Origin of the sequence: Arthrobacter pascens, from assembly GCF_030816475.1 — a bacterium.
Taxonomy (GTDB): Bacteria; Actinomycetota; Actinomycetes; order Actinomycetales; family Micrococcaceae; genus Arthrobacter; species Arthrobacter pascens_B.
Map to the genome: position 1 here is coordinate 3,550,461 of NZ_JAUSXF010000001.1, position 25,682 is coordinate 3,576,142.

At 64.1% G+C, this 25,682-nt stretch carries 23 protein-coding genes and 1 tRNA gene; 12 read left to right on the top strand and 12 right to left on the bottom strand.

The window, feature by feature from the left end; all coding sequences use genetic code 11:
• Nucleotides 1–170: 170 nt before the first annotated feature.
• Genes QFZ40_RS16250 through QFZ40_RS16260 form a run of 3 tightly spaced genes read left to right on the top strand, consistent with a single transcriptional unit; the run spans nt 171 to nt 3,762 of the window.
• Complete coding sequence (locus QFZ40_RS16250; RefSeq protein ID WP_306905657.1) at nt 171–1,199, top strand: nitrilase-related carbon-nitrogen hydrolase; 1,029 nt, start codon at nt 171–173, stop codon at nt 1,197–1,199.
• Entirely contained in the window at nt 1,196–2,221 is a 1,026-nt protein-coding gene (locus tag QFZ40_RS16255) for an agmatine deiminase family protein (RefSeq protein ID WP_306905658.1), read from the top strand. Before QFZ40_RS16250 ends, QFZ40_RS16255 begins: the two co-directional genes overlap by 4 nt.
• A gap of 11 nt (nt 2,222–2,232) precedes the next feature.
• Nucleotides 2,233–3,762, top strand: coding sequence for an APC family permease (locus tag QFZ40_RS16260; protein WP_306905659.1), 1,530 nt, complete (start codon nt 2,233–2,235; stop codon nt 3,760–3,762).
• A gap of 129 nt (nt 3,763–3,891) precedes the next feature.
• Here QFZ40_RS16260 and QFZ40_RS16265 read toward each other — a convergent pair whose 3' ends face one another.
• The 3 genes from QFZ40_RS16265 to QFZ40_RS16275 form a co-directional block, all read right to left on the bottom strand.
• Nucleotides 3,892–4,443: an AMIN-like domain-containing (lipo)protein gene (locus tag QFZ40_RS16265; RefSeq protein ID WP_306905660.1), complete on the bottom strand. Its 552-nt coding sequence runs from the start codon at nt 4,441–4,443 to the stop codon at nt 3,892–3,894.
• 273 nt (nt 4,444–4,716) lie between these two features.
• Nucleotides 4,717–5,019, bottom strand: a complete 303-nt coding sequence (locus QFZ40_RS16270) for a DUF4193 domain-containing protein (RefSeq protein ID WP_306905661.1) — start codon at nt 5,017–5,019, stop codon at nt 4,717–4,719.
• Nucleotides 5,020–5,202: 183 nt separating this feature from the next.
• Nucleotides 5,203–5,415: a hypothetical protein gene (locus QFZ40_RS16275; RefSeq protein WP_306905662.1), complete on the bottom strand. Its 213-nt coding sequence runs from the start codon at nt 5,413–5,415 to the stop codon at nt 5,203–5,205.
• 114 nt (nt 5,416–5,529) lie between these two features.
• Between QFZ40_RS16275 and QFZ40_RS16280 the strand changes: the two genes are divergently transcribed.
• Nucleotides 5,530–5,877 (top strand): hypothetical protein, encoded by a 348-nt coding sequence (locus QFZ40_RS16280; protein ID WP_306905663.1) that lies wholly within the window; start codon nt 5,530–5,532, stop codon nt 5,875–5,877.
• A gap of 40 nt (nt 5,878–5,917) precedes the next feature.
• On the opposite strand, the gene QFZ40_RS16285 is transcribed toward QFZ40_RS16280, so the two are convergent.
• The 5 genes from QFZ40_RS16285 to QFZ40_RS16305 form a co-directional block, all read right to left on the bottom strand.
• Nucleotides 5,918–7,024: an NAD(P)-dependent alcohol dehydrogenase gene (locus QFZ40_RS16285; RefSeq protein ID WP_306905664.1), complete on the bottom strand. Its 1,107-nt coding sequence runs from the start codon at nt 7,022–7,024 to the stop codon at nt 5,918–5,920.
• A 9-nt stretch (nt 7,025–7,033) separates the two neighbouring features.
• Entirely contained in the window at nt 7,034–8,521 is a 1,488-nt protein-coding gene (locus QFZ40_RS16290) for an aldehyde dehydrogenase family protein (RefSeq protein WP_306905665.1), read from the bottom strand.
• Nucleotides 8,522–8,661: 140 nt separating this feature from the next.
• Nucleotides 8,662–9,669: an AraC family transcriptional regulator gene (locus QFZ40_RS16295; protein WP_306905666.1), complete on the bottom strand. Its 1,008-nt coding sequence runs from the start codon at nt 9,667–9,669 to the stop codon at nt 8,662–8,664.
• A gap of 65 nt (nt 9,670–9,734) precedes the next feature.
• Nucleotides 9,735–10,745, bottom strand: a complete 1,011-nt coding sequence (locus tag QFZ40_RS16300; protein WP_306905667.1) for a PDR/VanB family oxidoreductase — start codon at nt 10,743–10,745, stop codon at nt 9,735–9,737.
• Between the two features lie 29 nt (nt 10,746–10,774).
• A complete protein-coding gene (locus tag QFZ40_RS16305; RefSeq protein ID WP_306905668.1) occupies nt 10,775–11,869 on the bottom strand; it encodes an aromatic ring-hydroxylating dioxygenase subunit alpha in 1,095 nt (364 codons plus the stop codon).
• Nucleotides 11,870–12,035: 166 nt separating this feature from the next.
• Here QFZ40_RS16305 and QFZ40_RS16310 point away from each other — a divergent pair, with 166 nt between their 5' ends.
• Nucleotides 12,036–12,623 carry a PadR family transcriptional regulator gene (locus QFZ40_RS16310; protein ID WP_306905670.1) on the top strand — a complete coding sequence of 196 codons (588 nt, stop codon included), beginning with the start codon at nt 12,036–12,038 and terminating at the stop codon, nt 12,621–12,623.
• Between the two features lie 51 nt (nt 12,624–12,674).
• Here QFZ40_RS16310 and QFZ40_RS16315 read toward each other — a convergent pair whose 3' ends face one another.
• Nucleotides 12,675–13,376, bottom strand: a complete 702-nt coding sequence (locus QFZ40_RS16315; protein ID WP_306905672.1) for a FadR/GntR family transcriptional regulator — start codon at nt 13,374–13,376, stop codon at nt 12,675–12,677.
• Between the two features lie 134 nt (nt 13,377–13,510).
• Here QFZ40_RS16315 and QFZ40_RS16320 point away from each other — a divergent pair, with 134 nt between their 5' ends.
• The 3 genes from QFZ40_RS16320 to QFZ40_RS16330 all read left to right on the top strand — a co-directional run bounded on the left by QFZ40_RS16320 (nt 13,511) and on the right by QFZ40_RS16330 (nt 17,752).
• A complete protein-coding gene (locus tag QFZ40_RS16320) occupies nt 13,511–14,908 on the top strand; it encodes an SLC13 family permease (RefSeq protein ID WP_306905674.1) in 1,398 nt (465 codons plus the stop codon).
• Between the two features lie 70 nt (nt 14,909–14,978).
• Nucleotides 14,979–16,247 carry a CaiB/BaiF CoA transferase family protein gene (locus QFZ40_RS16325; RefSeq protein WP_306905675.1) on the top strand — a complete coding sequence of 423 codons (1,269 nt, stop codon included), beginning with the start codon at nt 14,979–14,981 and terminating at the stop codon, nt 16,245–16,247.
• On the top strand, nt 16,244–17,752 hold the full coding sequence (locus QFZ40_RS16330) for a carboxyl transferase domain-containing protein (RefSeq protein ID WP_306905676.1): 1,509 nt from the start codon (nt 16,244–16,246) through the stop codon (nt 17,750–17,752). The genes QFZ40_RS16325 and QFZ40_RS16330 overlap by 4 nt, the downstream gene beginning before the upstream one ends.
• On the opposite strand, the gene QFZ40_RS16335 is transcribed toward QFZ40_RS16330, so the two are convergent.
• Both QFZ40_RS16335 and QFZ40_RS16340 read right to left on the bottom strand, forming a co-directional pair.
• Nucleotides 17,752–17,825, bottom strand: a tRNA-Thr gene (locus QFZ40_RS16335). The two genes, QFZ40_RS16330 and QFZ40_RS16335, sit on opposite strands and share 1 nt — an antisense overlap.
• 146 nt (nt 17,826–17,971) lie before the next feature.
• Nucleotides 17,972–18,862 (bottom strand): DsbA family protein, encoded by an 891-nt coding sequence (locus QFZ40_RS16340; protein ID WP_306905677.1) that lies wholly within the window; start codon nt 18,860–18,862, stop codon nt 17,972–17,974.
• A 177-nt stretch (nt 18,863–19,039) separates the two neighbouring features.
• On the opposite strand from QFZ40_RS16340, the gene QFZ40_RS16345 reads away from it, so the two are divergent.
• The 4 genes from QFZ40_RS16345 to QFZ40_RS16360 all read left to right on the top strand — a co-directional run bounded on the left by QFZ40_RS16345 (nt 19,040) and on the right by QFZ40_RS16360 (nt 24,207).
• Entirely contained in the window at nt 19,040–20,542 is a 1,503-nt protein-coding gene (locus tag QFZ40_RS16345) for an alpha,alpha-trehalose-phosphate synthase (UDP-forming) (protein WP_373427441.1), read from the top strand.
• Complete coding sequence (otsB, locus tag QFZ40_RS16350) at nt 20,532–21,368, top strand: trehalose-phosphatase (RefSeq protein WP_306905679.1); 837 nt, start codon at nt 20,532–20,534, stop codon at nt 21,366–21,368. Before QFZ40_RS16345 ends, otsB begins: the two co-directional genes overlap by 11 nt.
• A 229-nt stretch (nt 21,369–21,597) precedes the next feature.
• On the top strand, nt 21,598–22,680 hold the full coding sequence (locus QFZ40_RS16355; RefSeq protein WP_306905681.1) for an ABC transporter ATP-binding protein: 1,083 nt from the start codon (nt 21,598–21,600) through the stop codon (nt 22,678–22,680).
• A gap of 108 nt (nt 22,681–22,788) precedes the next feature.
• Nucleotides 22,789–24,207 (top strand): DUF4032 domain-containing protein, encoded by a 1,419-nt coding sequence (locus QFZ40_RS16360; protein ID WP_306905682.1) that lies wholly within the window; start codon nt 22,789–22,791, stop codon nt 24,205–24,207.
• A gap of 21 nt (nt 24,208–24,228) precedes the next feature.
• Here QFZ40_RS16360 and QFZ40_RS16365 read toward each other — a convergent pair whose 3' ends face one another.
• Complete coding sequence (locus QFZ40_RS16365; protein ID WP_306905683.1) at nt 24,229–25,599, bottom strand: FAD-binding oxidoreductase; 1,371 nt, start codon at nt 25,597–25,599, stop codon at nt 24,229–24,231.
• Nucleotides 25,600–25,682: the final 83 nt, after the last annotated feature.

Sequence of the window (25,682 nt, forward strand, 5' to 3'; positions counted from 1 at the left end):
GCAGGGCGGCCGAGGGAGGGGTGCACAAAATTTCTCAGTGGGCTTACTAAATCCCCTCGAAGCGTCGCAAAAGAACGGTATTCATTAAGGGCCTTGCGTGAATCCCTTACACCCTCCATACTAAATGAACGTCATTCATTTAGTGACGGTCGTCTCACTGGAGTAGCCACATGATTGAAATTTCCTGCCTCGACGCACCTGCCTCACCGGCACGGACAACGCCGTCCGCACGCCCCACCCTTCGGGTGGGCGTGGTGCAGCACCAATGGCACGCGGACAACGCGGCTTTATTGGCCGAACTCGACGAGGGCATTGAACGTGCGGCACGGCTTGGCGCCACCGCAGTTTTCCTTCCCGAACTGACTCTCTCGCGTTATCCCGCGGACACCTTGCCGGTCAGTGACAGATCCCGGCCGGGCGCAGTACGGCCGCGGCCGTCGGACACGGCTGAGGATCTGCTGACAGGACCCACCTTCCGCTTTGCAGCAGACTCGGCCCGCCGCCACGGAGTGAGCGTCCATGCCTCCCTCTACCAGCGCAACCCTGATGGTTCCGATGACGGCCTTGGCCTCAACACGGCCATTCTGGTCTCGCCCGGAGGTGAGCTCCTGGCGCGCACCCACAAGCTGCACATCCCTGTGACTGCCGGCTACTACGAAGACAAGTTCTTCCGGCCTGGTCCGGCTGCTTCCGATGCCTATGAAGTCCACGCCCCGGCCGAACTCGCGGGGGCCCGGCTGGGCATGCCCACCTGCTGGGATGAGTGGTTCCCGGAGGTGGCCAGGCTGTACTCGCTGGGCGGGGCGGAGATCATCGTCTACCCGACGGCCATCGGTTCCGAGCCTGATCACCCGGACTTCGACACGCAGCCGCTGTGGCAGCAGGTGATCGTGGGAAACGGCATCGCCAACGGCCTCTTTATGGTGGCACCCAACCGCTGGGGCAATGAAGGAACCTTGAACTTCTACGGCTCCTCGTTCATCTCCGATCCGTACGGACGGATCCTGGTCCAGGCGCCACGCGACGAATCCGCTGTACTTGTGGCGGACCTTGACCTTGACCAGCGCCGGGACTGGCTGAGGCTCTTCCCCTTCCTCGCCACGCGACGCCCTGACACGTACGGCCGGCTGACTGAGCCTGTCCGCCACGGCGAGCCGCTCGGCGGAGACGCACTCCAATATCACGAGGTGACAGCATGAGCGGCTGGCGCATGCCCGCTGAAACCGCACCGCAGGAACGCCTCTGGATGGCCTTCCCCACCGGCGGGTACACCCTCGGCGACACCCGGGAAGCCGCCCACGCAGCGCGTGCCACGTGGGCAGCGGTAGCCAACGCCGCCGTCGAATTTGAACCTGTCACCATGGTGGTGGACCCCGACGACGTCGATATCGCCGCCCGGTATCTCCATCCTGACGTCGAGGTGCTCCCCGCCCCGCTCAACGATGCGTGGATGCGGGACATCGGCCCCACCTTTGTGCTGGACGGGCAGGGGAAGCTTGGCGCGGTGGACTGGGTGTTCAACGGCTGGGGCGCGCAGGACTGGGCGCGCTGGGACAAGGACGCCCTGATCGCCGCCGAGCTCTCCGCACGTTCGGGTGCCCATCACATCGTCTCCGCCCTCGTGAACGAGGGTGGCGGGATCCAGGTGGACGGCGAGGGAACGGTGCTGGTCACCGAGACTGTCCAGCTCGATCCTGGGCGAAACCCCGGGATCAGCAAGCAGGACGTAGAAAAGGAGCTGGCACGGACGATCGGGGCCAGGCACGTGGTGTGGCTCCCCCGCGGCCTGACCCGGGATTCGGAACGATTCGGTACTCGCGGACACGTAGATATCGTGGCAGCCATCCCGTCGCCCGGGACGCTTCTGGTCCATTCGCAGCAGAACCCGGAACACCCGGACTTCGAGGTCTGCCGCGACATCATCAGCTTCCTGCGCACCACGCAGGATGCCGCAGGCAGGTCCTGGAACATCATCGAGGTTCCTGCCCCGGCTGCTCTCAAGGACGACGAAGGTTACGTTGACTACAGTTACATCAACCATGTGGTCCTCAACGGAGCCGTCCTGGCCTGCGGCTTCGCGGACCCCAACGATGACAAGGCCCTCCAAATCCTGGCCGAGGCCTATCCCGGCCGCCGCGTCTTCAGCATCGACGCCCGGGAGCTCTTCGCCCGTGGCGGCGGAATCCATTGCATCACCCAACAGCAGCCTGCTGCCTCCTAGAAAGTACGGACATGACCCAAACCATCCGTAATGCCCCCAGCACGGCGCACGGCATCACGCCCAAAGGCCTGAAAGGCGGGCAACTGGGCCTCCTCGCCGTGGTCGTCCTTGGCATCTCCACAATTGCCCCGGCTTACACCCTGACAAGCGCCCTGGGGCCCACGGTCAACGAGGCCGGGCTGCAGCTGCCCGTCATCTTCCTCATCGGCTTCATCCCCATGATCCTGGTGTCCCTCGCGTACCGGGAACTCAACGCCGATTCACCGGACAGCGGCACCACGTTCACCTGGGTCACGAAGGCCTTCGGTCCATGGGTGGGCTGGATGGGCGGCTGGGGGCTCCTCGCAGCCAATATCATCGTCCTGTCCAACCTGGCCGGAGTGGCCGTGGATTTCTTCTACCTCTTCCTCTCCCAGTTGACGGGCTCACCCGAGCTCGCCGACCTCGCCGCCAACAAGCCACTGAACGTGCTGACCTGCTTCGTCTTCGTCGCATTGGCCGTGTGGGTCAGTTACCGCGGCCTCCACACCACCAAACTGGTCCAGTACGGCCTGGTGGGATTCCAGTTGCTGGTCCTTGGACTGTTTGTGGCAATGGCCTTCGCCAACTGGTCCACCTCGGAGACAGCCATCCCGTTCAGCTGGGACTGGTTCGATGTCACCAGAATCGAGACCTTCGGCCAGATCGCAGCGGGGATCTCGCTGTCCATCTTTGTCTACTGGGGCTGGGACGTCTGCCTCACCGTGAACGAGGAAACCGCGAACGGCAAGAAGACCGCAGGCCTCGCCGGCACCCTGACTGCCATCATTGTCCTGGGTATCTACCTTCTGGTGAGCATCGCCACCATGATGTTCGCCGGCGTCGGGGACACAGGCAACGGGCTGAACAACACGGAGAACCACGAGAACATCTTCACGGCGCTGGCCTCGCCGATCATGGGACCATTCGCCATCCTGATGTCCCTCGCTGTCCTGTCCAGTTCCGCTGCCTCACTGCAGTCCACGTTCATGTCGCCGTCACGGAGCCTCCTGGCCATGGCGCACTACGGCGCCCTGCCGGAACCGTTCAGCCGCATGAGCAGGCGCTTCTCGACGCCGGGCTACGCGACCGTTGCCGCCGGCATCCTCTCCGCGGGGTTCTACGCCGTCATGCATGTGATCAGCGAGAACGTCCTCAATGACACCATCCTGGCGCTGGGCCTGATGATCTGCTTCTACTACGGCCTCACTGCCATCGCCTGCGCCTGGTACTTCAGGAACAGCGTATTCAGCAGCGTCCGAAACTTCGTGCTCCGGCTCCTCTGCCCCGTGCTTGGCGGGGTCGGCCTGTTCGTAGTCTTCCTGCAGACGGCCATGGACAGCTGGGCTCCCGAGTTCGGCAGCGGGTCGGAGGTCTTCGGCATCGGACTGGTCTTTGTCCTGGGGATCGGAATCCTGGCCATGGGAGCTGTCTTCATGACGATCATGGCCCGCGTCAGCCCAGGGTTCTTCCGGGGCGAGACCATCCGCCGGGACACCCCCGCGCTGGTGGTTCCTGAGTAGCCGGCCACTAGCGCCGACACCAAAAACGGTGCCCTGCCCGGACAATCTCCGGAGCAGGGCACCGTTTTTCTTGGTTTCCTGTGCTTATCTCAATGCCGGTGCCTCACGTCAGGTCGCTGTGTCCGCCGCTCACCAGAAGTGAGCCACGTCCACAACCACCCGGGATCCGGATCCCGGTCCATCCAGGGTGAAGACCCTGAACGGGAGCCGGGCACGGACGCCCAGTCCGATGCTGGTATAGCCTTCAAAACTTCCTGCGGAAGCTACCTGACGGAAGGTCTGGTATCCCGAAACGTTGGACAGTTCGGCCGGGTTGGCCGGGCTATACGTAGCGGCGCCGGTTTCGACGTCGTAGGACGGTGCTTTCACGGTCACCTGGAGGAACGCCTGCCCCCGAAGCGGAACCAGATTGCCAGAACCGTCCTGTGCCACGTGGTCGACGTAGCGGACGGTGTAGCCGGCGGCAGGGCCGTTGAGATCAACCACCATCCGGTCGAAGCAGTAGTGCTGCCCCGTCCGCACGTTGGTTACTGAAGCGGTACTCATCGCCGGATTTGTTTCAGCCAGCGACCCCCAAACGAGTCCACAGTACGATGTGGTTGCCGAGGCGGGCCCCGGAGCCAGGAAACCTAATCCGACAGCCATCAAGATAGCTGCCAGCCACGTATGAATCTTTTTCATTGCGGGCCACCCTTCGAGTGATTAGGTAGCTCAAGCGTAGGAGCCTGCCACGCCCTTAAGTAGGGCTGTGGCCGCTTCGGCACGCAACCGTTAAGGAGCCCCGTTTCCGGTCACGCGGACGTGATTCTGGATGGCATGAGGGGCAGAAAGTGACCATATTTTGGCCGTTTCTGGACGCCACCGTTATGCGTGATAACGACACCGGATCGAGACATGGGAAGCGCCGGCCATCCAGGGGATGGCCGGCGCTTCCGGAGTGCAGGCAGGGGCCGTTTATCCTTCGCATTCGCGGCAGTACTTCATACCGTTCTTTTCCCTGGCAACCTGGGACCGGTGGCGGACCAGGAAGCAGGACGAACAGGTGAATTCATCGGATTGCTCGGGAACGACAATGACCGTCAGTTCTTCGTTTGAGAGATCAGCGCCCGGGAGGTCGATGCCTTCAGCAGTATCGTTCTCGTCGACGTCGATCACTGCAGTCTGGGCGCTGCCCGCGCGGGATGCCTGAAGAGCCTCCAGCGATTCCGCGGGAGAATCTTCTTCTGTCTTACGTGGAGCGTCGTAATCGGTAGCCATTTGCGTGGTTCACTTTCGTTGCTGCGCTGCGCCATTTCAGGCACCTCAGTGAAGCAGTTTAGGTCATTATGCCGTTCCTTGGAGAAAAGTGTGCCTCAATAGACATTCCGGGTCGGTGGATGCCGTATTTGCTGACGGCAATTCCCCTTCCCGGGTGGTATTTTCCGTCCAGCCGCCGGTGTCCTAGGCCGATTCCGTGGTGTCCTGCCCGGGCGCCACTCCTGCTGCTGCATGTGCGGAGCGGGCGTGGTCACGCCCGAGGGCTACCCCGCTCAGCGCCGGCAGCCAGCCCCAGCGCGTTGCGTCGGCCATGGCGCCGGCCGCCTGGTCAACGGAATCACACATAAACACGTCAGCTGTCCACGCCAGGAGGCGGGCCATGAAGGGAGGACTCATGTCCTGAAAGTACGTAGCGAATGTTGTGGGGGCGTTTCCGGACAGTCTCGCGGGAATTAAGTTTCGGTCCTAGGCTTGAACCGCGATATCAACATTGTGGCCCGGGGAGGCACCATGGCCGTCAAACTTAACGGGAAGGCGCTTAAGCAAGCGCGCAAACTCATCGAGGACGGAAAGGTCGAACGTGATGTCCGTGACGACTGGAGCGAGCACGCGCCCTCCACGGACGACGAAAACAACTTCATCGACAAGCACGGCTTCGCGGCTTTCGCGGAATGGCATCTGGGCAGGGACGACGAAAAATCGGACGGCACCAAGGGCAGTGTGAGCTTCCCCTTCGGCGACTTCAAGAAGGTTCACCGCTGCGCGGTCATCTCGTTGGAAGGCAGGGCCGCCCAGTACGGGCATGATGACATCCGCGACGCCGCGAAAAAACTGCTGGAACTCATGGATTCGGATTAAGAGTCCCCGTTGTTGGTGCTCCGGTTTCCGTGGCTGGTACCTAAAGGACCAGAACGGGCTTGATGGCTGAGCCGGCCTTCATGTCGTCCGCTGCGAGGTTAACGTCTTCAAGCTTGTAGGTGCTGATCAGCTTTTCCACCGGAAAGCGGCCGGCTTCCATCAGCGCGACGATCGCCGGTATCAGCGTTTCGGTTTCACTGTCGCCCAGCGTGATGCCCTGTACTCGCCGCCCGGGCATGATGAAGTTGACGTCCACTGCGGCCGTTGTCCCGAACGCCGGTGCGCCGACTGCCACCACCTGACCCCGCGCCGCCGTCGAAAAGACCGCCTGCTCCAGCACCTTGGTGTTGCCTGTGGCTTCGATTGCGGCGTCCGCGCCGCCGCCGGTGATCTGCCGGATCTCGGCGGGAACGTCCTGCACCGCTGACGCGTGAATCGTGTGGGTTGCCCCGAGTTCCCGTGCGAGTTCCAGCCGCGCAGGAACCATGTCGACGGCGATGATGGTCACGGCCGGGCTGAGCGCCGCTGCCATGATGGCGGACAAACCCACAGCGCCTGCTCCGAAAACGGCAAGGCTGGAGCCCGGCCTGGGCCGGATTGCGTTCCACACGGCGCCCGCGCCGGTCTGTACGCCGCAGGCCAGCGGTGAGAGGAGTTCAAGCGGAAGTGTTGTTTCCACCTTGACCACGCTCCGCTCGTCCACGACAGCCTGCCGCGCGAAGGATGACTGCCCGAAGAAGCGGCCGCCCAGGGCCTTGCCGTCCCGGGATATGGGTGAGCTTCCATCGATCCGGGCCCCGCCGATCAGGTTCGCCGGGAGCCACGTGTCGCAGTAGGCCGGATGTCCGTCCCGGCAATTGCCGCAGCGGCCGCAGGAGGTGAAGGACAAGATGACGGTGTCCCCTGGAGCAACGCGGCTGATGGCTGAGCCGACCGCTGAGACCACTCCGGCACCCTCGTGGCCGAGCACCCCCGGGAGGGGGAAGGGGAGTCCGCCTCCCGCAACCGACAGATCCGTATGGCAGAGTCCGGCGGCCTTGATGTCGACGAGTACTTCGTGCGGCTGCAGGTCATCCAGGAGTACCGGCTGGATGACAAATCGTCCACCGGCCGATTCAACAACGGCTGCTTCAGTGATGAGTGACATGTCCGGCTCCTAGTCGGTGGCGATAATGACGGACTTTGTGCGGGTGTAGGATTCCAGGGCTTCAGGCCCGTACTCGCGCCCCCAGCCGGAATTCTTCACCCCGCCAAACGGCACGGCCGGATCCAGCAAGGCCCAGGAGTTCACCCAGACAATGCCGGCGTCGAGCTTCGAGGAGACCCGGTGGGCGCGGGAGATGTTCGACGTCTGGACACCTGAGGCGAGCCCGTACTCAGTGCTGTTAGCCAGCGCGATGGCTTCCTCTTCCGTATCGAACGGCTGAACCGTGAGGACCGGACCGAAGATTTCCTCCTGGACGGCAGCCGCATCGTTGCCCAGCCCGGCGATGACTGTCGGCTGGTAGTAGAAGCCGCCGTCGAGGTCCAGCGGTCCCCCGCCCACGATGATCTCGCCGCCTGCAGCCTTTGCTGCCTCCACATAGGAGCTCACTTTGTCCAGCTGCTTCCTGCTGGCCATCGGCCCCACCACCGTCCCCGGGTTAGTTGGATCACCGACCGGCACGCCCGCGACTGCGTCCTTCAGGATGCCCAGGACTGTTTCGTAGACGGGCCGTTCCACCAGGAGCCGCGGACCGCCCATGCAGAACTGGCCGGAGTTGAAGACGAAGGCGCCGATGACGGTACCGATTGCCTTGTCCAGGTCGGCATCCGCAAAGAGGATGTTGGCGGCGTTGCCACCCAGCTCCGCGGTGACAGGCCGGAGGTTCTGGCCTGCGAGCGCCGCCACCTTCCGGCCCACGTCAGTTGATCCGGTGAACGCCACTTTGCTGACATCCGGGTGGGCCACAAGATGGTCGCCTAGCGTTCCGCCTGAGCCCGTCACGACGTTGAAGACACCGGCGGGAACGCCTGCATCGGCAAGGATCCCGGCCATGAGCAGCGCACTCAACGGCGTGTCACCGGCCGGCTTGTGGACCACTGAATTGCCAGCGGCCAGGGCAGCGGCAATCTTGGTGCTGGACAGGATCAGCGGAAAGTTGAAAGGAGTGATTGCCACGACCACGCCCAGCGGCTCGCGCCGGGTGAAGGCGTGCGCGTGCAGCGGCGTTTCCCGGACCGAGCCGTCCAGCTGCTGCGCCAGGGCTGCCACATATTCGTACTGGTCCGCTGCCGTCGCCACGTCCACTGCCCGGGCGAAGGTAATGGGCTTCCCGACGTCGGTGCTTTCGGTCAGTGCCAGTTCCTCGGCCCGCTCCCGGATCAGCTGCGCCGCCTTGTTCAGGATCCGGGACCGCTCGCGGCCGCTGAGGCCGGACCAGCGTCCGTCCTCGAATGCTGCCTTGGCCGCGGCAACTGCCGCATCGGCGTCCGACGTCGTGCTGGCTGCAACCGTTGCTGCCACCTCGCCGGTCGCGGGATTGATGATCGCCGTCGTGCCGCCGTCGGACGCCTCCCGCCACACGCCGTTGATGAACAAGCGGCCGTTTACGACGGCGTCCGGCAGGTCGGACGCCGTCGTCCGGAACTCCTGGATAGTCATTTTTCTGTTCCTTCACGAGATCATCTGAATCCGGCGTGCATCTCCGGGCGTCTGGATGTGACCTGCATCATGATTCTTGAAGAACGGGGGCGAAACAACAGGACCCTTGCGGGAAATGGATAGGCCCCTGCGGGCGGCGGTCAGTTTCCGGTTATCCGCTTCAAGGTTTGAGACGGGTGCTCGCCGAAAGTCTTCGCATAGCGGATAGCGAACCTGCCGGCGTGCGGGAATCCCCAGCGTGCTGCCACCTCGTTGATCCGCGTGGATGCGGTGCCGGACAGCAGTTCGCTCCGGACCTTGCGGAGACGGATGCCGCGAAGGTGCTCCATTGGCGTGGAGTCGAGATGCGCGCGGAAGCCCTGTTGGAGCGCCCTCGGGCTGACGCAGGCATCCGCGGCCACACTTTCGAGGGTGAGCGGGAGGTGCGCGTTGGCCTCCATGAAGTCGACGGCGCGCCGGACAGAGGCGGACCCCACTGTCTCTACGGCCCCGGCCAGTTCTTCGCTGAAGTTATTGGGCGCCGACAGCAGCAGGCCGCGGACTGCGTACTGGACAGCGGCCCGGGCCACCAGGGGCGTGGACAGCAGCGAGTCCGGACTGCGCAGGCTGGCGACAAGCAGGTCTACCGCCGAGCGCCACTCCTTGCCGCGGTGGGACGTGAGGTCAAATGAGCCTTCGAACTCCAAAGGCTGCCGGGGAGAGCGGCCCAGGAGTGCTTCAAGTTCCTGGTGCATCAGGGCGGCGGGGATCTTCAGGCCCAGCATCTGCGTCGGTTCGGACCACCCCTGGATGCTCGTGGCCTGAACGGGGCCGTGGATGGCTGCGGTGGCAGCGCTGCCCACCACCACGCGGTTGCCCTGCGAAAAACGTATCCTGCCGAAGAGCGGAAAATTGACCTGGTAGGCGTCTTCCAGTTCCCCGGTGGTGATCTTCACTGGCATGCCGTACTCGAGCATCCCTACGGTCAGCCCCTCCAGGCTCACCGCTTTGAGCCGCCACTGGAAATCAGCAACGGATCTCCCGAAAGCCAGATCGTGCGGATACCAGACACGTCCGCCGATTTCCATTGCTTCGTCCGGAATGCTGCTGCGCGCCGCAACGCGTCCTTGCGTCGAGGTTGAGCCGCCGTCGGCTACCGAAACTGCCATGTTTCGCATCTGTCCACTAGAGCATGAGGAACGACGAGGGGCAACATAAAAATCATGCCCCCGCGCTAGGTGACTTCGATGGTGACGACCGCAAGTCCGTCACCAGATGCACCAGCCGGCAGCCCTGCCTTGGAGGTGACGGCCCGGGAGACGCAGCAAGCCATTCTTTCCGCGGCCCTTTTCTGTCTCGCACTGTAAAACACATCGCGATGGTCGATGCTGCCTTCGAGCTGGAGGATCCGCACCTCGCACAGGCCGCACTCACCCTTGCGGCAGTCGAACATCATGTCGGCGCCGGCATCTTCAAGAGCCTCGAGCATTGATCTGCCCTGGCCGACCTTCACTTCAAGATTCAGGCGTGGCACCTTCACGACAAACTCCTCCGGGTCGTGCCAGCCGCTGTTGCCGAAAGTCTCGTACCGCAAGTTGGGGAAGCTCAGGCCACGCTCCGCCCAGGCACGGCGGACGGCATCCATGAGGCGGATGGGTCCGCACATGTACAGCTCGGTGCCCTCGTCCGCTTGTGCGACCAAGGCGTTCACATCCAATGACGTGCCTTCGTCGTCCACATGGACTGCCAGGCTCCGGCCATGCATTTCCTGCAGCTCGCGCAGGTAGGCCATGGCCCGGCGGGTGCGACCGGCATAGGCGAAGGTGTATTGGGCGCCGAGGTTTTTCAGAACCGCCGCCATGTTCATCATGGCCGTGATGCCGATGCCGCCGGCCAGCAGCATGTATCGTTCTGCTCCAACCCGAAGCGGGAAGTTCTGCAGGGGCTGGGTCATCTGCAGTTCATCGCCCGGCCTCAGTGAATGAATGAACCTGGAGCCCCCGCGCGAGAGCGGCGCCTCCAGGACGCTGATGACCAGCCTCCTGCCATCAGGACTGGATTCCACCACTGAATAGGAACGCCTGTCCTCGTGGCCATCGATGCTGACCATCACGTCGATATGCGAGCCCGGCTCCGCTTTCCTGGGCATGGATGGTTCCAGGACCAGCCGCTGGATGTCTGTGGCGATGTTGACCGTCTCAACAACTGTTCCCAGTTGCCAGACCTCTATGTTGGATGCTGCCATGGCTTCCGTCCCGTATCTGCCTGGCCGCCCTACGCGAGGGGAACCAGGCGGCCTTCGGCCTCGAGTTGGCGTTCGATGAGGCGCCGCACCCACATGCCGCCGGCATCGATGTTCAGGTTGTAGAACTCGTAGTCCGGGTTGGCATCGATGGCCGCCTGCTGCGCGGCAAGCATTGCCTCGTCTTCGCCGAAGACGCCGTGCACGCCGTCGCGCAGCTGGGTGGTGATCAGCTGGCTGTCCAGGCGGTAGTTACGCATGAACGCCCAGAAATAATGGCAGGTCTTGTCGCTTTCCGGCGTGATGGCATTCATGACGAAGCCGTTGACGCCCTGGCTCCGGTCGCCCTCAAAAGCCCCCGTCCCGGATTTGGCCACCCCGACATCAATGTTGATGACAGAGGGGGAACGGAAGGTGATGATCTGCCAGCGGTCCACCTTGCCCTCAAAACCCGGGAACCTGTCCCTCATGTTCTTCAGCCAGAACGGCGGTGCATCAATGTTGAACATCCAGCGCGCCACTGTCACGGTCTCATCATCATGCGTGACCACAAAGTCGGATTCGCTGAGTTCTTCCTGGCCGATTGAGGAGGAGTGGATGAATTCCTCGTGCGTGAGGTCCATGAGGTTATCCAGGACCAGCTGAAAGTTGCACGGGGCGTAGATCGTTTCCCCGTCGCCGGTCCAATCCGGGGAGTCGAGCTGGTGCATGTCCGGGACGAGCCGAGGGTCGGCCTTGGCGGGGTCACCAAGCCACACCCAGACGTACCGGTAGCGCTCGACTATCGGGAATGAGGGCACCGTGGCGCTCGGGTTGATCGTTTCCTGAGCGGGCATTGACACGCAGCGGCCCGCGGAGTTGTAGACAATGCCGTGGTAGGGGCATTGGATCCTGTCCTGGCCGAGGGTCTTGCCCATCGAAAGCGGTGCCAGCCTGTGCCAGCAGGCGTCCGCGAGGGCCACAGCCTTGCCGTCCTCAGCGCGGTAGAGCGCCAGGGGACGGCCTGCCACCTTCCGGGACATGGGTTTACGTGTGACTTCCTTGTCCCATGCTGCGACGTACCAGGCATCCAGGGGGTACCCGGGGAGCTTGTTCGTTGTGGAGCTCTGGGTCCGCACAGCTGTCACGATGATTCCTTCCGGTCTCCCGGGGCGTCGACAATGACGGAGCCGGGCTGGTTCTCAAGAAACGGGCAAAGGGGGCCGGCATCAATACCTATCCCCATAGTTAATGTGGTGGATCACAGACTAACTATGGATATAGTTATTTGCAAGAGGACAGGGGAGAGACTGCATGAGTCTTCGCTATGCGTTGTTGGCGCTCCTTTCTGTGGAGCCCATGACCGGCTATGACCTGTCCAAGAGGTTTGAGTCCTCGGTGGGACATGTCTGGCACGCACCCGACTCGCAGATCTACCCGGAACTGCGCCGAATGGAAAAGGACTCCCTGCTCACAGGGGAAGAGGTCCCCTGGGGCCCGCGGGCCACGAAGACCCGGTACCGGATCACGGCGGCGGGAACCGCGGCTTTCCGGGAATGGATGAACACCCCGCTGGAGTACTCACGGGAGCGTGATCCCGTGCACCTCAAGGCTGCCTACCTCGAATGGGCCTCGCCTGAATCAGCACGCGCGCAGATGAGGGCCCATATCGCCTATCATGAGGTGCGCCGGGAGCAGTGGGAAAACATGATCGCGGAGCTCCGCAGCGGGACCAACATCATGCTGGCGAAACGTCTCGAAGTGACCCCGGAAGAGGACCGCGATCGCACGGTGCAGTTCAAAATCTTCACCTACGAAGGGCTGGTCGCCCGGGCCGCGACCGAAATCGACTGGGCCCGCCGCGGCCTGGAGCTCATAGACCTTCTCGACGGCGGGACCTGAGTAAGCGCATCGGAGAGGAGAGGAGTGGCTGCCTTCCGCGGCCACTACTCCTTATTTCAGCAGGGCGACATCAGACACGAGATCGATGTGCTCCAGCATGGCCGCAGAGGCAGCCTCGGGGTTTTGCTGGCGGATGGCATCGGCGATCCTGCGGTGCGAGGCCAGTGACTGCTCCGGCCGGCCGGGCTGCCCGAGCGATTCGAGGCGGGTTTCCAGGATCATTCCGGCAATGAACGACATGAGCTGCGCCAGCACTGCGGAGTGCGCCGCGGCCGTGACGGCCTGGTGGAACAGTTCGTCGCCATGCGCACCCTTGGCGCCTGAAGCCACTTCTTCGGCCATGGCGTCCAGCGCCTTGTCGATGGCCCTCATGTCCGCGTCCGTCCGCCTGGCGGCGGCGAGCTCAGCGAGCTTGACCTCGAGGGTGCTTCGCGCTTCGACAATCTCCGGGAGCCGGCTGCGGTGCTCGCGCAGGCCCTTGATCACGGATGGAACGTTGGGCCGGTAGACAAGCACTGCTCCCGTTCCATGCTGGACATCAATCACGCCGAGGACTTCCAAGGCAACAAGGGCCTGGGCCAGCGTCGCCCGCGAGACGCCCAGCCGTTCAGCCAGGTCGCGCTCAGCCGGAAGAGTGTCCCCCGGGCCCAGCTGCGCGGCCTCGATGAACTCCATGAGCTGCTCCACCAGCTGCTCGTAAAGCCTTGGCCGCGAGACCCGGGAGATGTGATGCGTGGCTGTCTTCTTTGGCATGCCCGTCCTTCCGCGACGTTCTTGGCACCAGCTTAGCGGAGAACTATTGACAAACTCACCGGGTGTCTAGGAGGCTAGGCCAGTGAGCCAGTAAGCCACGTCACATCAATCTCTCTTGATCCGGAGGAACAAAGATGTCCGCTCCCGTCCTTTCCATCATCATCCTGGCGGTGATGTTCCTGCTGGCCACGGTGCTGCCCCTCAACATGGGTGCCCTGGCCTTTGTGGGAGCTTTCCTGCTGGGCTCGGTCGTCCTTGGCATGTCAACCAATGACATCCTGGCCAATTTCCCCGGCGGTCTGTTCCTCACGATCGTTGGTGTCACCTACCTCTTCGCCATCGCCCAGAACAACGGAACCATCGACTTGCTGGTGCGAGGCGCCGTGCGGTTGGTGGGCAACAAAGTGGCCCTCATTCCCTGGGTCATGTTCGCCATTACCGCGGTGATCACCGCCGTCGGCGCACTGTCTCCCGCCGCCGTCGCCATCATCGCGCCGATCGCGCTGAGCTTCGCCGCCAAACACAAAATCAATCCGCTGATGATGGGCATGATGGTCATCCACGGCGCACAGGCCGGCGGCTTCTCCCCCATCGCCGTTTACGGGGTCACGGTCAACGGCATCATCGCCAAAACAGAACTCGCGGCGAGCCCCATGGCAATTTTCCTGGCCAGCCTGATCTTCAACTTCCTCATTGCCCTGGTTCTCTTCATCGTCCTCGGCGGCAGCAAGCTGCTCGCCACGAAAGCCGGTCGTCTCGTGGGCCACGCCGCGGAGTCGCGAATGGCCGTCAGCGTCGGGGCCCGCGCGGCGGGTGTCACGCTGCAAGGCTCCGGTTCGGACATCTCCTCCGCCTCCGTTTCCGGGGCGGGGACCGCTTCCGGCGCCTCGTCTGAGGGCCGGACAGCGGGGACTGAATCCCATGGCGCCCGCGCCAGCATGCCCCAGCTCGTCACCATCCTGGGCCTGATCGCCCTGGCCGTCATCTCGTTGGGATTCAAGGTCGACGTCGGATTCGTCTCGATCACCATCGCCATCGTTCTGGCACTTGTCTCCCCGGCCGCCCAGAAGGGGGCGGTGAACAAGATCAGTTGGTCCACCGTGCTGCTGATCTGCGGCATGCTGACCTTCGTCGGCGTCCTTGAGGAAGCTGGCACCATCAAATTCGTCTCCGGCGGGGTCGCGGATCTGGGCATGCCCCTCATGGCTGCCCTGCTGATCTGCTACATCGGTGCCGTAGTATCCGCCTTCGCCTCCTCCACTGCCATCCTCGCGGCCCTCATCCCGCTTGCTGTGCCGTTCCTTGCGACAGGCCAAATTGGGGCCGTCGGCGTCATCGCGGCGCTCGCAGTCTCCGCCACGATCGTGGACGTTTCACCTTTCTCAACGAACGGAGCCCTGGTGCTCGCCAACGCCCCTGAAGACGTGGACAAGGAGAAGTTCTACAAGCAGATCCTGGCCTACAGCGGCATCGTCGTCATCGCGGGTCCGGTTATCGCGTGGCTGGCGATGGTGGTCCCGGGCTGGATGTAGCCGGCACGAAACGCATGCAGCAGACCAGCCACCGGCAATCTCCCGAACTGCAAGAAAAGGACCAGCCATCATGAGCACCGAATCCATGTCCCCAGCTGAAGGCCCCCTCTCGGGCTATCTCGTAGTGGACCTGAGCCGTGCCCTCGCCGGGCCCCACGCCGGAATGATGCTCGCTGACCTCGGCGCGCGGGTCATCAAGGTCGAAAACCCGGGAACCGGGGACGACACGCGGGGATGGGGGCCGCCCTTCGTCGGCCCTGACGACGATCCCCAGGCCACGTACTTCCTGTCCTGCAACCGCAACAAAGAGTCCATCGCGCTGGACTTGAAGAGCGACGACGGGCGCTCGGTGCTGCGCGAACTCATAGGACGCGCCGACGTGGTGATCGAGAACTTCCGCCCCGGCGTGCTGGACCGGCTGGGGTTCCCGGCCGCAAAAATGCATGCCCTGAACCCCGCCCTGGTCATCCTGTCGATCACCGGCTTCGGCCACGACGGGCCCGAATCCTGGCGCAGCGGCTACGACCAGATCCTCCAGGGCGAGGCGGGGCTCATGTCACTGACGGGGTCGGGCCCGGACGACCCCCAGCGGGTGGGAGTGCCCATTGCCGATCTGCTCTCCGGGATGTACGGGGCATTCGGCACCCTGGCAGCCTTGCTCCAGCGCGAACGGACGGGCCAGGGGCAGATCGTCCGGACGTCCCTGCTCGCGGCGCTGATCGGCGTCCATGCCTTTCAGGGCACCCGGGCCACCGTTGCGGGCGAGACTCCGAAGGCTCAGGGCAATCACCACCCATCCATCGCGCCCTACGGGCTTTTCCACTGCCGGCAGGGGCGCGTACAGATCAGCGTGGGCAGCGAGAAGCTATGGACCACGTTTGCCTCGGCCTTCGGGATTGACGCCGCCCTGCCGGAATTCGCGACGAACGCAGACCGGGTACGGAACCGGGAAAAGGTCATCGAAGAAGTGGAGCGCGTATTCTCCGACATCGACGCCGAACCGCTGCTCGCCAAACTGAACGAAGCCGGAATTCCGGCCGGCAAGGTGCGGACCCTGGACGAAGTCTACGCATGGGAGCAGGTCCGCTCCCAAGGCCTGGTGATCGACGTCGACCACCGAATCCTCGGCAATGTCAGCCTCCCCGGGCCCCCGCTGCGCTTCTTCAGCACCTCCGATACCGCCGAAACGACGCTCAAGGCCCATACGGCGCCGCCGCTGCTGGATCAGGACGGGGAACAGATCCGGCAATGGCTTGGACTGGCACCCGCCGGCCGGACCGGTAAAGGCGCAAGCAACGGCGCAGTTAACGGAGCTGCCAATCCAGGGGAAGAACATTGAGCACGCCGACAGGCCAGAAAGCCCGTCATCTGGACGCCACCGAACTCATCACCACCGTGCTGGATCCGGGCTCCTACACCAGCTGGGACAGTCGGGCGGTAGACCCCGATCCCAGCCCCGATTACCGGCAGGAACTGGCGGCCGCGCGCGAAAAGACCGGCGTGGACGAGTCCGTGCTGACCGGAGAAGGCCTGATCCGCGGCCGCAGGGTGGCAGTCATCGTCAGTGAATTCCGCTTCCTGGGCGGCTCCATCGGGCTGGCCGCGTCGGAACGGATCGTGATCGCCGTCGAGCGGGCAACGCGGGAGGGCCTTCCGCTTCTGGCCGGGCCGGCGTCCGGCGGCACACGCATGCAGGAAGGCACCATCGCTTTCCTGTCCATGGTGAAAATCAGCGCCGCGGTGCGGGCCCACCGCCAGGCCGGGCTGCCCTACCTGGTTTACCTCCGCCATCCCACCACCGGCGGTGTGATGGCATCATGGGGATCCCTCGGGCACATCACCGTGGCCGAGCCCGGCGCCCTGCTCGGCTTCCTGGGGCCCCGCGTCTACGAGGCGCTGTACGGCGGCCCCTTCCCGGACAATGTCCAGGTGGCCGAGAATCTCTTCGACAAGGGGCTCGTGGACGCGGTGGTCCCGCCCTGGCAGCTGTCCGACGTCGTCGACCGTGCACTGAGCATTCTGGTGACGGGACCGCAGCCGAGGATCCGCCAGCCGCGCACCCTCGCTGTCAGGCCGTCCGATGCCGGGGCGTGGACATCAATCCAGATCTCCCGGAATCCGCGGCGTCCGGACCTGCGCCAGCTGCTGGCCCACGGTGCCCGCGATGTGCTTCCACTTAATGGCACGGGCCAGGGGGAAAAGGACCCGGGATTGCTGCTTGCCCTGGCCCGCTTTGGCCAGATGTCCTGTGTGGTGATCGGCCACACGCGGCCCCGGCCATCGCAGGAGACAGCGATGGGCCCGGCATCGCTCCGGGAGGCGCGGCGCGGGATGCGGCTGGCCGAGGAGCTCGGGCTGCCGCTGCTGACGGTGATCGACACGGGTGGCGCAGCCCTCTCCAAGGAAGCCGAAGAAGGAGGATTGGCCGGCGAAATCGCCAGGTCGCTGCACGACCTCATTGGCCTGAATTCACCCACTGTGTCAGTACTGCTGGGTCAGGGAGCGGGTGGCGGCGCACTGGCTCTGCTGCCGGCCGACCGGACCATCGCCGCCCAGCATGCCTGGCTCTCGCCGCTGCCGCCGGAAGGCGCCAGCGCCATCGTGCACCGCAGCATCGACTTTGCCGCCGAGATGTCTCAGGCACAGGGCGTCAACGTCGGATCCCTGTATGCCTGCGGCCTGGTGGAGCACATCGTGGACGAACGCGGCGACGCCGCGCTGGAGGCCCGGGCCTTCTGCCAGCGCATGGGACAGGCGATCGAATACGAACTAGCCACGCTGTCTACGTCGGGGATCAGCGAACTGCTGACAGGGCGGCTGGAGAAGTACCGCAACCTTCGTTGAGCCTCCTGTCGGATTCGAACCGACGACCCCCGCTTTACAAGAGCGGTGCTCTGGCCAACTGAGCTAAGGAGGCGCGCCCCGGAGGGCCTGCGCAGAAACGACGCTAGATAAGGTTAGCCCAAGTCCACCCGCTGGTAAAAACGCCGGAACCAGCGGAAGCCGCACGGAACAACGAAGGCCCGGTTCCAGATCATTCCGGAACCGGGCCTTCGCGGCTAACTAGCCTTTGGCGGCGATTGCAGCCTGGAGGAAGTCAGGGAACGGGGTCTGGGCGCTGTCGCCCTTGCCCCACTGCTTGCCGTCCACGAAAACTGTCGGAGTTCCGGTGACACCGATAGCGGCGGCCTCTTTGGTGGTGAAGGCCACGTAGGGCCGGTAGGTCTTGTCATCAACGCATTTGCTGATGTCCTGGGCTCCGATGTCGGTGACCATCTTCTTCAGGTCGTTGTCTGAGATGCCTGCGCTGCCTTCTGCGGGCTGTTTCGCAAAGAGCGTGTCCACCAGCGCCGCGTACTTATCCGGTGATGAATTGGCAACGCACGCCGCGACGTTGGCGGCCCGGGAGGAGTAGTTCGTGGTGGACCTGGAATCCAGGAACCCCAGCGGCCTGTATTCGACCGTGATCTTGCCGTCGTTTCGCAGGGAAGTCAGCTGCTCGTTGTACTTCGATTCGAAGTCCTTGCATACCGGGCAGATGAAGTCGATGTAGAGAACCACCTTGACGGGCTTTCCGGCCTCGGCTTCGGCGCCCGGTGCAACCACCTGGGCGGGGACTGTTGCGGGCTTGTCCGGCACGTCTGCCGCATTAACGGTGGTGGGCTCCGACTTGGCCACGTCCGTGTTGGCGAGCAATGTTACGCCGCCGTGGGCGTTTCCATTGGCAGGCGTGGGGCCCTGGTCCGCGATGGGTGCGTTCTGCTTCATGCTGGTGGTCACCACAAGTGCCACGATCACCAGGATGGCAACCACTGCCGCCACAATGCCCCAGCCGATCAGCAGTTTGTTGCGCTTGTCCTTTTTCAGCTGGGCTTCGCGGATGAGGCGCGCCTTCTCGCGTGCCTCCGCGGTTCGCTCAGCCTTGGACTTACGTACTTCATTTGCGGGGGTCATGTGTTCCTTGGGTCGATCGATGTGGGGACCACTCAGTGGCAACTTCATCATTTTAGGGGAGAAACCTAGGAGCTTGCGCTGTCAAGTATTCCTCCAGTTGACCAACGGACGAATAGCACGGAAGATTCCGCCCCGTTAGGGTGGGCTAAGAGGCACAAGCAACCCCAGGGGGCCGCAATGCAAACACCCGTCCAGGAAAAACCCATGGCTCCGCCTGAAACCGGCTCCGCCGCAAACAGCTCCGGCATAGGCACGAAGTACGACTTCATGGTGGTCTCCAACAGGCTGCCTGTTGACCGCTGCCCAAGCGGAGGGGGCGGTGACGACGGGGACGGCTGGCGTCGTTCGCCCGGCGGCCTGGTGACAGCCCTCGCCCCGATGATGACCAAGACTGACGGCGCGTGGGTCGGTTGGCACGGCGCTCCGGACGAGACCGTTGAACCCTTCAGCCACGGAGGGATGGACCTGGTCCCGGTCCAGCTCAGCACCGAGGATATTGAACTGTATTACGAGGGCTTCTCCAACGCCACGCTCTGGCCCCTCTATCACGACGTCATCGCGCCGCCGGAGTTCCACCGGACCTGGTGGGATGCCTACCGCCGGGTCAACAGAAGGTTCGCCGACGCCGTAGCGTCCCATGCGGACCGGAACGCCACGGTCTGGGTCCAGGACTACCAGCTGCAGCTGGTGCCTCGGATGCTGCGCGAAGTGCGCCCGGATCTGCGGATCGGGTTCTTCAACCACATCCCCTTCCCGCCCCCGGAGATCTTCGCCCAGCTGCCCTGGCGCCAGGCCATCATCGACGGCCTCCTCGGCGCGGACCTGGTGGGTTTCCAGCGTGCCAGCGACGCCGGGAACTTCATGCGGTCCGCGCGCCGCTTCCTCGGTGCCAGCGTCAAGCAGCAGCAGGTCCACGTGAAGGGCGGCGACGGCCAAATCACGCACATCGCCCGTGCCCAGTCATTCCCCATCTCCATCGATGTCCGCCACATCACCGAGCTGGCGAGCAAGCCGGAGATCATCGAACGCGCCCGCCAGATCCGCCAGGACCTGGGCAACCCCAAGACGATCCTGCTGGGCGTGGACCGGCTCGACTACACCAAGGGCATCCGGCACCGGCTCAAGGCCTACGAGGAGCTCCTGAACGAAGGCAAGCTCACCGTGGGCGATGCCACCCTCATCCAGGTGGCCAGCCCCAGCCGCGAGCGCGTGGAACAGTACCGCCTCCTGCGCGAGGAGGTGGAGGGCACTGTCGGCCACATCAACGGCACGTACGACACCATCGAGAGCACCGCCGTCCGCTATCTGCACCACAGCTACCCGGTCGAGGAAATGGTGGCGCTGTACCTGGCCGCCGATGTGATGCTGGTGACGGCCCTGCGGGACGGCATGAACCTCGTGGCCAAGGAATACGTCACAGCGCGCACACAGAACGACGGTGCGCTCGTCCTGAGCGAATTTGCCGGCGCCGCAGACCAGCTCAAACAGGCGCTGCTCATGAACCCGCACGATATCGACGGCCTCAAGGACACCATCATGCGCGCGGTCAACATGTCCCCCAGGGACGCAGCGCGGCGCATGCGGGCCATGCGCAAGCAGATCCTTGAACACGACGTGGACCACTGGTCCGCGGACTTCCTGCAGGCACTGAATGAAAAGGTGATCCGGGATGACTCCTGATGCCCGCCCGGCCAACGGCCCGCTGACCCTCTCCCCGGAACTCCGGGAGGCCCTCCGGCGCATCGCGCAGACGGAGCATCTCCTGGTGGCCATGGACTTCGACGGCACCATCTCCCCCATCGTTGACCATGCCGAGGACGCCCGGCCGCTTCCGCGCTCCGCAGCCGCCTTCGCCGGGCTGGCCGCCCTTCCGCGGACGACGACGGCACTCATCTCCGGGCGGGCCCTCGCGAGCCTGCGGGCGGTGGCTTCGCCACCGGTGGACACGCTGCTGATCGGCAGCCACGGCGCGGAAGCCTGGTTGGGCCCCGGCTCCGCCGAGTTGACGCTGGACGACGGGCAGAAGGCCATGCTCGCCGAGGTCCGCGGCATTCTCGAAGAGATCGTGGAGCAGGCACCTGGCACCCTCCTGGAAGACAAACCTGCCGGCGTGGTCCTGCACACCCGGCTCGCGGCCGATGACGTAGCAGAAGACGCTGTGGCAGCGGCCCGCGCCGTCCTGCAGGACCGCAGGGGCGTTTTCCTGAAGAACGGCAAACGGGTCCTGGAGACTTCGGTGGTCAACGCTTCCAAGGGCGAGGGCGTGACCTTCCTGCGGCAGATCACCGGCGCCACGGCCGTGCTGTTCGCCGGGGATGACACCACCGACGAGGACGCCCTGGCGCGCCTGGAACCCGGCGATGTGGGTGTCAAGGTGGGGCTTGACTTCACCCAGGCGCAGTTCCGCATTGAGGCCCCCGTCCATGTGGCTGAGCTGCTGGAAACCCTGCTGCAGGAACGCAGCCTCGTGGTGGCAGAGGAAGAGTCCGGGAGATCCGGCGGGTAGCCGAACTTGACCAGGCTCACATGTGACGTTTGTAACATTTAGGTGGAAAGCCCATTCGTCTGACATACTCTGGGGTGTGATGTGGCGCACAAGTACCGTGCGGCGTCACGCGATACTCTCCGGCTTCGGCCGGGGAGTGCGCGGCTGCAATGCCGCGGATAACTGAATTACATGAACCATTCACAACGGATCGTCCGGCACGTACCTGCCGGTGAAGGGATTGATAACTGTGGCAACAGTTACTTTTGATAACGCTACGCGTCTGTACCCGGGCACAGAGAAGCCCGCTGTTGACAAGCTCAACATTGATATCGCCGATGGCGAATTCCTGGTCCTCGTTGGACCCTCCGGCTGCGGTAAGTCCACCTCACTGCGAATGCTCGCAGGCCTTGAGGATGTCAACGCCGGCCGTATCCTCATTGGCGACCGCGATGTCACCGACGTTCCCCCGAAGGACCGCGACATCGCCATGGTTTTCCAGAACTACGCTCTATACCCGCACATGACGGTGGCGGACAACATGGGCTTCGCCCTGAAGATCGCAGGCGTCAGCAAGGAAGAGCGTGCAGAGCGCGTCCGTGAAGCCGCGAAGCTTCTGGACCTCGAGCCTTACCTGGACCGCAAGCCGAAGGCACTCTCCGGCGGTCAGCGCCAGCGTGTGGCCATGGGCCGCGCAATCGTCCGTAACCCGCAGGTCTTCCTCATGGATGAGCCGCTCTCCAACCTGGACGCCAAGCTCCGTGTCCAGACGCGTACGCAGATCGCATCCCTGACCCGCCGCCTTGGTGTCACCACCGTTTACGTGACGCACGACCAGGTCGAGGCCATGACCATGGGTGACCGCGTTGCAGTCCTCAAGGACGGCCTGCTGATGCAGGTGGACACCCCGCGTAACCTGTACGACAAGCCCAAGAACGTTTTCGTTGCCGGCTTCATCGGCTCCCCCGCCATGAACCTGCTCGAACTCCCGGTCGTCGACGGCGGCGTCCAGTTCGGCGGAACGGTCTACCCTGTTCCGCGCAACGTCCTTGAAGAAGCACACGGCAGCACCGTCACCCTGGGCTCACGCCCGGAGGACCTGGAGACGGCCCCGGCCGGCGAAGGCCTCAAGGTCGAAGTTGACGTTGTTGAAGAGCTGGGTGCCGACGCATACGTCTACGGCCACACCACGCTGGACGGCAAGGACCACGACATCGTGGCACGCGTCGACGGACGCCGCCCCCCGATGAAGGGTGAGATCATCTACGTCCGCCCGCAGTCGGGCCACGTGCACCTGTTCGACACGAAGACCGGCCTGCGCCTGGGCGACTAGTCCCCGTAACCGACGGCGGCCCCTCCTCATAGGACGGGCCGCCGTCGGCGTTAACCCCAGGCAGCGCATGGTTTAGGCCGCCGCCCCGATGTACGGAAGAATTAACCCATGACCGAGGAAAACAGCGCCCAGTGGCACGACGAACCCACCGACTACGCGCAGATCGGCAAACTGCCCCGGTTTGAGGCGGCCAGCGCCAACGACGAGAAACTTTCCATGGTCTCCAGCTCGCTGAACATCACGGCTGCGGCTGCCGATCCTGAGCTCCTGGACCTGCCCTGGCACATTGCCCTGGAGGACTGGCCGGCCGAAAACCTCGCTGCCCTCCCCCGCGGCATCTCCCGTCACATCGTTCGGTTTGCCCACCTGGGTGGCTCGGTGATCGCCATCAAGGAAACATCTGAGCACGTGGCCCGGCACGAATATCACATGCTGCGCAAGCTTGCACGGCTGGACGTTCCCTGCGTGGAACCCGTCGCCGTCATCACCGGCCGCACCACTCCGGACGGCCGGCCGCTGAACCCTGTGCTGGTCACCCGGCACCTGAAGTTCTCCATGCCTTACCGGGCACTGTTCTCGCAGATGCTGCGCAAGGACACCCTGACCCGGCTCATCGATGCCCAGGCCCTCCTGATGGTCAGGTTGCACCTCATCGGCTTCTACTGGGGCGACGTCTCTCTGTCCAACACCTTGTTCCGCCGCGATGCCGGCGCCTTCGCCGCCTACCTCGTGGACGCCGAAACCGGCGAGTTGTATCCGGACCTGTCCACCGGGCAGAGGGAGTACGATCTTGAGATCGCGCGCGTGAACATCGCCGGTGAGCTCATGGACCTGCTCGACGGGGGCCTGATTGAGGACAAGGTGGATCCTGTTGCCACCAGCGAGCTCATCATGGACAGCTACCGCCGCCTGTGGGCCGAGCTGACCGAAAAGGAATCCTTCGAACTCGGCGAGCGCTGGCGTGTAGGCGCCCGTATCCGGCGGCTGAACGAACTCGGCTTCGACGTCGAGGAATACGCCATCAAGACCACCCAGAACGGCTCAACCATCCAGCTCCAGCCCAAGGTGGTGGACGCAGGACACCACCAACGGCGGCTGCTGCGCCTGACCGGGCTGGATGCACAGGAGAACCAGGCCCGACGCCTGCTCAACGACATGGACACCTTCCGTGCCGACAACAACCCGGACATGGACGAGGAATACAGCGCCCACCTGTGGGTCAGCCAGATCTTCGAACCGATCGTCCGTTCCATTCCGCGGGACCTCTCCGGCAAGCTCGAACCGGCGGAAGCCGTGCACGAGGTACTGGAGCACCGGTGGTACATGTCCGAAAAGCAGGAACGGCACATCCCCCTTGCGGAAGCAGTGCAGTCCTACATCGACTCCATCCTTCGCCACCGCCGGGACGAGGCCGCAATCATGCTCAATCCCGACACCCAGCTGCTCAAGATCCTGGAAGTGGAGACCGAGGAGTCAAGGTACGGCGGCGACGAATCGATCGACGAGTACCCGGACGTAGACGACTAAGCGCACCCCCGCCCAACCAGGCTAGATTGCCTTGCCCGGGTTCAGGATGCCGGCAGGGTCAAAGAGCCGCTTGATCCTGCGCTGCAGTTCCCTGACGGGCTCCGGCTGTTCCAGGCCGAGCCAGCGCAGCTTGTACTGTCCTACGCCGTGTTCGCCGGTGATGGTGCCGCCCATCTCCAGGGCAGTGGCGATGGAGGCATCAAGCGCAAGGTTCAGCCTTTTCATGGCGTCTTCGTCAACGGCACGGTCCACCCGGTCGATCCAGAACGTGGGGTGCAGATTGCCGTCTCCGGCGTGCGCGACCACTTTCAGGTTCACCCCATAGGCTCCTGCCATTGCTTCCAGCGCCGCGATATAGTCCACGAGGCGTGAGCGGGGCACGGCAACGTCTTCGCCCACCCGGTATTCGTCATCGACCTCGGCACCCCGGCTGCTCCTCCGCAGCTCCACCAGCTGCTCCGCCTCGGCAGTGGACTCCGTGGTGACCAGGGCGCCGCCGGCAGCGAGGACCGTGCGGATCACGTCGGCTTCAGCGGCGGCGCCGAAGCCGTCAGTCTGGATCAGGAGAAGTGAGCGGCCGCGGGAACTCAGGTCCGAGCCGTGGAGGTCGTCGAGCTGGGCAAGCGTGCCGCCGTCGAGCAGTTCCATAATGGCCGGCTGGACACGGGCCCGGCCCACCGCCAGCACACCGGAGGCGGCCTGCCTGAAGTCGGGGTAGAACGCAGCAATGGTCTGCACGTCCCGCGGCAAGTACTTGAGCCGGACGGTCACACCCACCACAATCCCCAGCGTCCCTTCCGAACCAACAAAGAGCCCGGTCAGGTCATAGCCTGCGACGCCCTTGAACGTCCGGTGGCCTGTGTGGATCAGGGAACCGTCGGCCAGCACCACGTCCAGGGCGAGGACAGAATCCCTGGTGACGCCGTACTTGGCGCAGCGCAGCCCGCCCGCGTTGGTGGCAACGTTGCCTCCGATGGTGGAGATCCGGAAGCTGGCAGGGTCCGGCGCGAACATCAGCCCGTGCACTGCCGCTGCCTCGTTCAGGACTGCGTTCAGGACACCTGGCTCGACGACGGCGGTCTCGTCGTCCGGGTTCAGGTCCAGGATGCGGTTCATCCGTTCCAAGGACAGGACCACCGAATTCCTGCTTGCATGCGCGCCGCCTGAAACGCCTGTTCCTGCGCCGCGAGCCACGACAGCTGTCCCCCGGTCCGCGCAGCTCCGCACCACAGCCTGCACATCCGCCACCGTTTCCGGGAAGACGACGGCGGCAGGCAGCTGGTAATCCAGGACAGGTGCCTGGTCCACCGCATACAAGGCGAGCAAGGCCTCGTCCGTGCTGACTTTGGCAAGCCCCAGCGCGCCTTCCAAGTCTTCAACTATGCTGCCCACGCAGCCTCCAGTTCCGTCGTCGCATCTGTTCGCCAAGTCTAGGCGGACACCTGGACGAGCGCTGGAGGCACTCGCGCTCAGCT

What these genes read in the sequence shown, in the direction of transcription:
- QFZ40_RS16345 (WP_373427441.1), top strand. Translation starts at nt 19,040, where the DNA reads ATGCAAACACCCGTCCAGGAAAAACCCATGGCTCCGCCTGAAACCGGC.
- otsB (WP_306905679.1), top strand. Translation starts at nt 20,532, where the DNA reads ATGACTCCTGATGCCCGCCCGGCCAACGGCCCGCTGACCCTCTCCCCG.
- QFZ40_RS16275 (WP_306905662.1), bottom strand. Translation starts at nt 5,415, where the DNA reads ATGAGTCCTCCCTTCATGGCCCGCCTCCTGGCGTGGACAGCTGACGTG.
- QFZ40_RS16265 (WP_306905660.1), bottom strand. Translation starts at nt 4,443, where the DNA reads ATGAAAAAGATTCATACGTGGCTGGCAGCTATCTTGATGGCTGTCGGA.
- QFZ40_RS16255 (WP_306905658.1), top strand. Translation starts at nt 1,196, where the DNA reads ATGAGCGGCTGGCGCATGCCCGCTGAAACCGCACCGCAGGAACGCCTC.
- QFZ40_RS16250 (WP_306905657.1), top strand. Translation starts at nt 171, where the DNA reads ATGATTGAAATTTCCTGCCTCGACGCACCTGCCTCACCGGCACGGACA.
- QFZ40_RS16300 (WP_306905667.1), bottom strand. Translation starts at nt 10,745, where the DNA reads ATGGCAGCATCCAACATAGAGGTCTGGCAACTGGGAACAGTTGTTGAG.
- QFZ40_RS16295 (WP_306905666.1), bottom strand. Translation starts at nt 9,669, where the DNA reads ATGGCAGTTTCGGTAGCCGACGGCGGCTCAACCTCGACGCAAGGACGC.
- QFZ40_RS16320 (WP_306905674.1), top strand. Translation starts at nt 13,511, where the DNA reads ATGTCCGCTCCCGTCCTTTCCATCATCATCCTGGCGGTGATGTTCCTG.
- QFZ40_RS16340 (WP_306905677.1), bottom strand. Translation starts at nt 18,862, where the DNA reads ATGACCCCCGCAAATGAAGTACGTAAGTCCAAGGCTGAGCGAACCGCG.
- QFZ40_RS16285 (WP_306905664.1), bottom strand. Translation starts at nt 7,024, where the DNA reads ATGTCACTCATCACTGAAGCAGCCGTTGTTGAATCGGCCGGTGGACGA.
- QFZ40_RS16280 (WP_306905663.1), top strand. Translation starts at nt 5,530, where the DNA reads ATGGCCGTCAAACTTAACGGGAAGGCGCTTAAGCAAGCGCGCAAACTC.
- QFZ40_RS16360 (WP_306905682.1), top strand. Translation starts at nt 22,789, where the DNA reads ATGACCGAGGAAAACAGCGCCCAGTGGCACGACGAACCCACCGACTAC.
- QFZ40_RS16270 (WP_306905661.1), bottom strand. Translation starts at nt 5,019, where the DNA reads ATGGCTACCGATTACGACGCTCCACGTAAGACAGAAGAAGATTCTCCC.
- QFZ40_RS16290 (WP_306905665.1), bottom strand. Translation starts at nt 8,521, where the DNA reads ATGACTATCCAGGAGTTCCGGACGACGGCGTCCGACCTGCCGGACGCC.
- QFZ40_RS16315 (WP_306905672.1), bottom strand. Translation starts at nt 13,376, where the DNA reads ATGCCAAAGAAGACAGCCACGCATCACATCTCCCGGGTCTCGCGGCCA.
- QFZ40_RS16310 (WP_306905670.1), top strand. Translation starts at nt 12,036, where the DNA reads ATGAGTCTTCGCTATGCGTTGTTGGCGCTCCTTTCTGTGGAGCCCATG.
- QFZ40_RS16260 (WP_306905659.1), top strand. Translation starts at nt 2,233, where the DNA reads ATGACCCAAACCATCCGTAATGCCCCCAGCACGGCGCACGGCATCACG.
- QFZ40_RS16325 (WP_306905675.1), top strand. Translation starts at nt 14,979, where the DNA reads ATGAGCACCGAATCCATGTCCCCAGCTGAAGGCCCCCTCTCGGGCTAT.